Origin of the sequence: Marinovum sp., from assembly GCF_048263515.1 — a bacterium.
In the GTDB taxonomy this organism is placed as follows: domain Bacteria; phylum Pseudomonadota; class Alphaproteobacteria; order Rhodobacterales; family Rhodobacteraceae; genus Marinovum.
In genome coordinates, this window is the sequence record NZ_JBLXEC010000038.1 from 1 (window position 1) to 9,125 (window position 9,125).

Sequence of the window (9,125 nt, forward strand, 5' to 3'; positions counted from 1 at the left end):
TCAGATGCTCCTCTCTCCACCTATGCCTGCCACGATAGCAGCGGGTTGGTGGGAAGGCAGTTCATCCCATTAGCTCATCCCGATCCACGTCGTGCCTGAGATAGTTCCGTTCGCAATTAATCTTGCCGAGGGTCTGGCCGCTTTGCCACCGAGTGCGGCTGAACCACATGCCCGGGCGTTTGCGGATTTCTGAGGCGAACTTTGTGTTGATGATGGCGGAACGCTAATCACCCCCCTGCCCAGCCTGAGGCACAGTTCCTCTGATACGCCCGCAGGACTCGTCAAAGGCTCCAAATATCCAGTGTCTGGTCGTCGAAAACAAGGTATTCGACATCAAACAGCCGATCCGTGCCCTCTCCGACTCCGCTGCCGGTCCAGCTAACGATTGAATCGCGTGTCCCGGTTCGGGTGATGGTGAACTCGCCCCGGTGACCGTCGAACAGAGCGAAGTCCGAACCGCTGCCGCCGTAGAGCCAGTCGTCGGATTTGCCGCCCGCCAACCGATCGATGCCGCCGTTGCCGATCAGGGTGTCTTCACCATAGAGGCCGCGCAGATTGTTGCGGCCGTTGTCGCCGGTTAAGACGTCGGCATAGCTCGTCCCACCAAGGTTTTCGATTGAAGTATACAGATCGCGTGCCGCGTCGCCGCCATTGCCATAGCCCCGCAACAGAGAGGCGATGACACCAGCGTCAGAGAGATGATAGCTGACCGTATCCAGCCCCGAGCCCCCGTCATAGCGCTCACGCCCGCCAGACGAGCCTATAAAGGTGTCATAGCCGCCCAACCCTCGGAAACCATTTTCGCCGCCATCTCCGTATAAGGTATCGGCATAGATCGAGCCGGTTACCCGCTCCACGCTGTCATAGCTATCGCCAGTCGCCATGCCTGCCAACCCGCCGCGTGCCAGATCGACAACGACCGCCTGAGCGGACGCCACGTAGGACACCATATCGCGCCCGGTACCGCCTTCGTAGGTATCCGCACCGCCAGAGCCGTTGAACCAGTCATAATCGCCCAAGCCACGGAAGCGATTATCACCTGCATCGCCTGTAAAGCGGTCCGCGAAAATCGTGCCGGTGACCTGCTCGACACCCGTGAGAGTGATCGTCTCGTTGCCGCTGCTGACCGCCGTGCCTGCCGCCAGATCGATGTCCAGCCGGTACTGAACGTTGCTCCGCCCAACACTGTCTGTCATGGCAACAAAGCTGACCATATCACGGTCTGCGCCGCCATCGATTCTATCACTGCCACCGCCTGCATTGATCCAGTCGAACCCGTCACCGCCGCTTAGGTGATCATCGCCCGCGTTGCCGTTGATCAGGTCGTTGCCCGCTCCGCCCAGCATCACGGCTCCGGGCGTCTGGGTGGCGAAGGGTCCGTCGTCGTATCCCACGTGCAGGGTATAGGTCTGGCCTGGGCCTGGGCCGCCGTTCACGTTGTCTTCGTCGCGCACTTCGATGTAGTGCAGACCGCCCACGTTGAATGTGTGGCTGAAATAGGGATTGCGCGCAACGCCATCATCGGGTGTTTCCGCATCTTCCTGCTGTGCAACGTTGAACTGTACGCCTTTTCTGGTGACATAGATCATCGGATCGAAACTGGCGTCATCGATGTCGAAGGTCAGAGTGTCCCCTTCGTTCACCGTTACCGCGTAGAGTTCTACTTGGCCGCCTGCGCCGCCGTCGCCGTGCGCCCGGGCCACGACGGTCGCATGACGCAGCCCTGGCGCGCCAGGCACTGCTTCCTGGGTGAAGATCGAGTCGAGCAAGAGCGCCTCGCTGCGCAGGTTGACCTGTAAAGTCTGCGGCTTGACGAGGATCGGCAAGGGCACACCTGCCTCAAGTGTATCGTTGCCCTCCCCGCCATCGAGGGTGTCCGGCCCGCCGCCACCGCGCATCAGATCCGGTCCGTCCCCACCATGAAGCACATTGGGAAGATGATCGCCGAACAGAGAGTCCGCATAATCCGTGCCCGCCGCGCCCCGGACATTGAGGACTGTATCGGTCCCACCATGCCCATCGGAAAAACTGCGCGTGGCAAGGTCGATGCTCACAGCAGAGAGGCCGTCGGCTGCCGAATAGATATTAAGCCCGGCCCCACCGTCAATGGTATCATCACCGGCGCCGCCCATCAAAACATCGTCTCCGGTGCCGCCATACAGACCGTCATCGCCGGCCTGACCGGACGCATAGCCGCCATCAGGACCTGCATTGAAGAAATCATTCTCCGCCGTGAGAATGGCCCCTTCGATTTCCCACAGAGTGTCGCGATCCGTCTCTGAGACATAGACGTCGGAAAGCAGCCCTTCGCCATTCAGCGATACGGTCAGGCCAAATCCGGTCAGCACCGTCGAATAATCGACGATGTCGAACCCCTGCCCTCCGGTCAGCGTGTCCATCCCTCCGGCACCGAACAGCGTGTCGTCGCCCCGGCCACCCTCGACCTGGTTGTCCGAAGCGTTGCCGTGCAGGCGATCATCGAAATTGGTGCCGATCAGGTCACGCACACCAGAGATATGCGCAATTGTTGCCGCCGCCGCTAGCCGACTACCGTCGGGCGCTGTGCGCGCCCTGGCGCTGTCCGTGGATTCATTCAGATCGGCGTCAATCGCCGCGTTGAAGTGCGAAAAGTCAGCCGTGTCACGGTCTGCCAAGTCACCCACCAGCACGTCGATGCCGTCTTCTATAGCAGTGGTATTTGGATCATCGGCGCCGCCATAGAGCAGAACATCGTCCCCCGCTTCGCCGTTCAGCGTGTCCGACCCAGCGCCGCCTTGAAGCGTGTCGTCGCCTTTCGTGCCGCGAAGTTGGTCGGCGCCCGCGCCGCCATCTATGTAATCATCGCCGTCGCCACCAAAGAGCGTGTCATCCCCCGCGTCGCCGAACAGCGAGTCGTCGCCTAGCCCCCCTCGCAACGCATCGGCCCCGTCAAAGCCGATCAACAAGTCCTCGCCCCCGCGCCCGTACAGCGTGTCGTCGGTCGTCGAGCCTACAAATACGTTATCACGGCTGTCGCCGTAGAAACCAGCCGCGCCACTGCCTGCGATCAGCCCTTCGACGCCAGCAAAAGTATCGCCCGTCGCGCCTCCGCCGGTTCTCTGGTTCACCAGATCAACTGAATGTTCCTGCGTGCTTCCGCTGAAGTCGACAATGTCGACGCCCGGCCCCCCGTTGAAGATGTCAGACCCCGCGCTGCCGGGCATCTCGTCGTTGCCCGCGCCGCCAACGTAATGGTCAAAACCCGCTGTTGCTTGCGTAAAGATGTCCTTGGCCGACGTGCCGACATGAATTTGCGCGGTGGCCCGACTTGGATTGCCCGGCACCAGCACAGGGATAGTCGAGCCATCCGGATCGCTTGCTGTGTGGATGTTGAATTCGAGATCACCGTCGAAATCATAATCGACGATGCGCACGCTGCCTTGCTGCGTGTGCACGGTCAGATCAGAGCCCAACGTCGAATAGCCGATCTGTCCGGTGTCGGCGAGGAAGTACAGATCTCCGCCCTGAAGATCTTCGCCAGCTATCACGTCATCGCCGAAGTCTTCAAGAAATACGTAGCGGTCCCGACCGGAACCACCTACCAGGAGATCGTCGCCAGCGCCGGATATCAGCACATCATCGCCGGCTTGGCCAAAGAGCGCAGACGCGCCTGATCCGGCCGCGAGAACGTCGTCGAATTCTGTGCCGAGGGCTTCGATGTTTTCGATGTTCGTCATCCGCAGGCCGCCGCCATCGGTGCCTGCATCCGCGCCAAATCCGGTGACGGGGTAGAAGGCGCGATCGCTTTGATAAGCCTGCATTTGCGCGAAGGTTTGAAGGTTGCCCGCCGCAAAGCGCGCGAAGTGTTCTGGCACAACGATCCCTTCGCCCAACAGCGAATGATAAACCGCGGCATCAAACCCTTCATAGGTTGCGCTATCGGTGCCGACCCCGCCATCAAGCCAGCTTGCGCCGCCGCGGGTATAGACAAGCTCATCGTCGCCTGCACCGCCGAAGATCCGTTCGATATCTGCGCTGTTGTCCTGCCGCGCGCCCCCCGAATGAAGCGTGTCGTTGCCAGCCCCACCGATGAGCACGTCGGACAGTTGTCCGCCATACGCCCTGTCGTCGCCAGACCCCAGCACAAGACCGAGACGTTCAAAACCGCCGATTTGGGCGCCAAGTCCAAAGTCGTAGGTATTGCTCAAAGTCTCGCCGCTGGCCGACGTGCGGGTCGTGCCGTCGGCATATTCTGCATCAAAGAATAGGTCTTCGGTCTCGTCAGCGAGATTGGCCACAAACAGGTCCGTCGCGGCCCCGCCCCCCCCCCAATAGAGGTTGCCACCGTCATAGAACGCAAGGTCAGAGCCCGAATCCGAGCCGATCACGTCCATAATCTCGAAGTTGCTGTAACTCAGCGAATTGACTGTCGAAAGCGGCTCGCCGTCGAGACGCGCGCCCGTGATCTCGTACACCGAGGCCGTGCCGAGCGACGCCAGGAGCGCCTCCAGCCCGAAGTTGCCAAAGGTACCCGAGGTTGCGGCAAATTCTGTTGCGGTGCCGCGGTCCAGCATCACGCCCAGGCTGCGCGAGGTGCCGCTGTCGTCAGTGCCTGACACGATGAGCCGATCCTGGCCGCTGCCGCCGTCAGCCCGATCATGGCCATCCACCAGCCAGTAGACCACGTCATTGCCGGCGCCCCCGTGAAGATCATCGTCTCCTGCTCCGCCCCAAAGCCGGTCCCCGCCAGCGCCTGCGTCAAAGTAGTCGTCAGACTGGCCACCGTGCAGGATGTCATGACCTTCACCGGTCTTCATCGCCATGCGCTCGAAACCGCTGATGCGGACGCCATTGGCCAGCGTCACGGCATCAATCAACTGGGAGGCGACGCGCAGATCGAATCCGACCAGCGCGTCAGAGAAATCGGCAGCGAAGGTGTCGACACTGTCTTCCTCGTGCCCGTGATATTCAGCTCCGCCGGTATAAATGATTAGGTCGTCATACTGGGTCCCTATGACATTTATGGCCTCGATTGAATGGAAAGCCAGCGCATAGTAAAGATCATCCGTGTCGTGACCCGTCATTGCGGTGAATTCATCTGTCCGCGAGGCCTGCGCCATCGCCTCGACGATCCCAGACGTGCCGGACGCCGCTCCGTAGAAACCCGTTCCATCGCGCAGCGTCCTGATCTCACCGCCAAACTGCGTCGGCGCGTCAAGGAAACCGTAGCGGATGCCGGCGTCGGCCCCACCAAAATTCAGGAACAGCCGATCTGTTTCTTCATCATGAGAGCCGATGTTGTCGTCAAACCCGTAAATCAGATCACCGCCGTTATTCTGCCAGTAGAACGCATCGCTGCCGTGACCTCCCATCAGGACGTCGGGCGAAAGATCATCGCCGCCGAAGATCACGTCGTCGCCAGAGAGCCCGTTGAAGAAGTCACCGTTGCCACCGCCGATGAGCAGATCGTCAAAACCGGTGCCCAGAATGTAGGCGCGCTCAAAACCGGCAAAACTCGCACTGCCGACGGTGAAATCCGAGGCTCCGCCGCTGCCGGGCGCCAAGTTGATTTCAACCCCCTGCGTTGTACCGGTGTGAAAGAAGTTTGCCAGCAGCGTGTCGGACCCACCGTCGCCGCCCGCGTAGCTGGAACCGCCCGCGTAGACGATCAAATCGTCGTAAGCATCTGAGCCGATTGCGTTGATCTCCTCGAAGGTGACTTCGACGTCGGCAAAGCCGGTGTCTTGCTCGTCATCCAGGATGTACCGTAAGAGCCTGCTTGAGGCATCGCCCGCACCGACGCCGTCGACATCCTGAAACCCGAGGAACCTTTGAAGCGCATCTTCAAGCCGGTTCAGATCGTCCAGGCTAGCCAGCGCGCCGATACCGGTGCCGCCAAAAGTGAAGCCGCTAAGATCGCTGATGTCCACTTGAAGCCGTCCCAGCCCCCCCGACGCATCCAGCATTGCGGTGTCGGTACCGATGAATCCAGTAAAACGGTCGTGCCCTCCGGGTGTGGTCAGGAAGGAAACGACCAGATCATCGCCGCCGTCGCTATAGACCCAATCGTCCTCTGTATCGCCAACGTTGAAGACGACATCGTCGCCGTCTCCGAGATAAAGAATGTCGGAGTGAATCCAATTGGTGATCTTGTCAGCACCGTCGCCAAAGTAGACGGTCAGTGCCTCCACATTTCTGACGGTTATACCGTTCGGAAGTTCTGCCCCGTTGCCGGACTGCACTGCCTCGGCGAGGTTCCATTCGATGGCGAGGTCCGGGTCCGTCGTTCGGAAGTCGGCCACAAAAAGATCGTGTTCACCGGCATCGTTGCCGCCGCCGTCGAAGTACTGGCCCCGCGCCTGACCCTGTGCGTCGATGTGATAAACCAGCGTATCGCCGAGGCTGCCGCCCTGCACTTCGACCATCGGCAGCGATCTTAGTTCTTTATGGGTCTCTTCTCCGGTGGGCGTGTCCCAAACCCAGTGGTAGACCAGAGCTTCCATCGACGGGTTGCTCAGTGATGCAAGCAGCCCCTTGCGCAGGCCGTCCGACGCATCAAAGCCCACCATCGGCGTAATAAGCGCCGCGTCGCTGAACAAGTTCGAAGACACCGAGGATTGAAGCCGTCCTGCCCCGGCTGCCGTGCTGATTTCGTTCGGTTGAACAATGAAAAAGCGGTCCCCTTTTACAAGGTTGATCTGCGCGTTTGTCCCCCCATCCCAGATCACCGCGTAGGAATCTCCGGACACTTCGGGGACCGTATTGTTCACGTCATTCTGCAGGGTTGCGACCGGAAACGCCTGATCGTTGTTCCAGAGCGCCTGAAAGTTGGCCCGTGCCGCTTCTTCGTTGGCGGTGCGCGCTGCGCGGTAGTCGAGGATCGCCTGCCGGGCATTGGGGGCCTCCAACTCAGCCTCCGACGTCTGCCGCGGCGCCAGTTCGTTTGTGAAAAATACTTTATAAATATCGGTGGTGGGCCTGAAAGCATCTTGCGCAAGTGTGAAGCTGTCGGAATAGAGATCGGCAAGCTTTTGATTGAAGCCACCTTCCGGCAGTTCCAGCGACAAAACCGGTCCGATCGAAAACTGGAGCGATGACGGCACCCAGTCACCTTGCAACTCGGCCGAGAGCGCGGTGATGTTGAAAACGGTGTTCAGCCCCAGCCCGATGGCGTGGGTCAGTTCGACGTTCTGCAATTGAAAGGTGGCACCGACAGTAATCTCGCCGATATCAGGAACCGCTCCCTCCCCTGTGGCGCCGGGCACGTAGATCGGGCGCGGCACTTCTGCGATCTGACCAAGTTGGCTTTGTACGATAATGTCGTCGTGGGTGTATCCGGGCGTCCCGTTGTCCGACCGCAGAGTCACGCGCACATCGGGCGTGTCGGTGCCATTACCAAAGTCAAGCCTAAGGTCTTCCGTCACCACGGTTCCGGCGGAGGCGCCGATATCGAGCGCCGTGGCCGCAAGCACGAATTTCTTGGCAGGGATGAAAGGAATGTAATCGTGCAGATCGAAGTTGTGCTCGGCAAAGACCGTCTCGCCGAGGCCCTTGATCACGGCACCCGCACCGGGGATTTTGCTGCCGTACTTCACCAACAGTTCGTCGAGGTCAACTTCGAGCGAAAGAAACTGCGTACCTGAAAAGCCGGAGGATTCAATGACTGGCGCGTCGCCCGGATCGTAAAGAACTTTGCTCGCCGTGTCCGCCCCGGTCGGCAGCCGCCCCTTGAAGGTGATGCCGTCACTCAATTCCTTTTCGATCTCGGGTTTTGCCAACGAAAGTTCGATCAACGGAAGCGAGGTCTCTCCCGGCGTGGACCAATCCAGATCGATCAGTTGCACATCGTCGAAAGTGTCATCCCCGAACCAGTGATAGAATTCGCCGTCGCGCAGACCTGCTTCGATCCCGAGCACTAGATCAAGCCCTGCCTTGGCGCCCAGACCGAACCCGACCGATTCGAGTTTCGAGTAGATGAGTGAGTAGGACGTAAAATCAAAGGCCATCGTAGCCGGAGCGCTGGGCCCGCCCTGAGTTGGCAGCAGGACGCCGCCTGAATAGTCAACATCCACGGCCATGTTCAGGGCAGCGTCAAAGCGGCCCATCTCGCCCAACGAAGCGTAGGCGTAAAGACCCACCACAAGGTCGACGTAAAGGTCGGCTTCGACCCCGTTGCCAGCTACATCTATATCAAAGGGGATAACCGTTTCCGGGGGATCGAAGATCAACGTGTCCCCGGTGTCGACTGAAAAGCTCAGGGCTTCTCCGGGGGCCCATAGAGACTGGTTCGACGTTCTGAATTCGAGAATGGTTGTCTTCTGTGCCATGCGCTATTCCCCAATCGGATCGTGGATCGACCAAGGGAAACGCAATGTTCAAGCAAAAGATCTAGTGGCAGCTCGGCACAAAACAGCCCTCAATAGATAAAGCTTACAGTATGATAAATTTCTAGCAAATATTTTTGTAGTGTCGGAACCTATCGGTTTCCAACAAATTTGTTCCGCTCTGAAGAGGTCCCGTTCTGACCGGCCACTTTTACGTGGCCTCGGAGGACTGCACCGCTTCCCTACGTTGGACCACCAGATGCCGGAATTTTCCGGCTCTTGCACGACGCCGGACGGTGACACGGCGTCACATGAGCGAGCCGATGCTGGCGCGGCGCCAACGGCCCCTGCCGTGGGCAGGCCTAGCAGGAATTCCAGCACACCAGCTAAGTGATATTGCGGATTCGCAGCAAGGATTTATCGACATGATGCGTTCCATTTCCCGGTTGGCTGGCGAAATGCGCAGCCGATCACCTTGTGGATTGCACCTTCCTCGTGGCTTCCAACGAAAACGGAGCGGACCGGGTTCGCGGGAAATTTGAGCTTGTTGGCGCACCTGAGAGGATTCGAACCTCTGGCCTCTGCCTTCGGAGGGCAGCGCTCTATCCAGCTGAGCTACAGGTGCCTGCCTGCCCTCTAACCCGAAACCGGGGGCCGCTGCAACACCCTTCTACGGCGAATCTGCTTCGATGAAGTTGGAAATCTGCTCTGGTTCAAAGGCGCAAACCGCCAGAGTGGCGGCCTGACTAGGCTCAGGATGCATTGATTTCTATGGCGCAGCGTGATTCACGGTTCCGAAAAGGAGCGGTGACATGAGCGATC

At 59.6% G+C, this 9,125-nt stretch carries 1 protein-coding gene and 1 tRNA gene; both read right to left on the reverse strand.

What is annotated here, in order from left to right:
• Nucleotides 1–281 precede the first annotated feature (281 nt).
• On the reverse strand, nt 282–8,306 hold the full coding sequence (locus tag ACN0SE_RS19870; protein ID WP_417526270.1) for a hypothetical protein: 8,025 nt from the start codon (nt 8,304–8,306) through the stop codon (nt 282–284).
• A gap of 545 nt (nt 8,307–8,851) precedes the next feature.
• Nucleotides 8,852–8,928, reverse strand: a tRNA-Arg gene (locus ACN0SE_RS19875).
• Nucleotides 8,929–9,125 lie beyond the last annotated feature (197 nt).